Source organism: Streptomyces sp. JW3 (assembly GCF_052216785.1).
In the GTDB taxonomy this organism is placed as follows: Bacteria; Actinomycetota; Actinomycetes; order Streptomycetales; family Streptomycetaceae; genus Streptomyces.
On sequence record NZ_JBQOUX010000267.1, the window covers coordinates 1 to 577 of the forward strand.

General features: G+C 70.4%; 1 protein-coding gene. It reads left to right on the forward strand.

Annotation, left to right across the window (positions count from 1 at the left end; translation table 11 throughout):
• Positions 1-577 (forward strand): homocysteine S-methyltransferase family protein (locus ACTT8P_RS38435; RefSeq protein WP_442836427.1); only part of this gene is annotated, 577 nt, incomplete at both ends.

Here is a 577-nt window from a genome sequence, read left to right on the forward strand (position 1 = left end):
GACGAGTTCGCCGCGAGGGACGGCCGGCAGCGCTGGGTGCTCGGCTCGATGGGTCCCGGCACCAAGCTGCCCACCCTCGGCCATGTCTCCTACGGTGTGCTGCGCGACGGGTTCCAGCGCAACGCCGAGGGTCTGATCGCGGGCGGTGCGGACGCGCTGCTGGTGGAGACGACGCAGGATCTGCTCCAGACCAAGGCGTCGGTCCTCGGCGCCCGGCGGGCGATGGACGCCCTCGGCATCGACCTGCCCCTGCTGGTGTCGATGGCCTTCGAGACGACCGGCACGATGCTGCTCGGCTCGGAGATCGGCGCGGCGCTGACCGCGCTGGAGCCGCTCGGCATCGACATGATCGGCTTGAACTGTTCCACCGGCCCGGCCGAGATGACCGAGCATTTGCGGCATCTGACCCGGCACTCCCGCATTCCCTTGCTGTGCATGCCCAACGCCGGCCTGCCGATCCTCGGCAAGGAGGGTGCGCACTTCCCGCTCGGTCCGAAAGGGCTGGCGGACGCGCAGGAGACGTTCGTCCGTGAGTACGGTCTGTCGCTGGTGGGCGGCTGCTGCGGGACCACGCCGG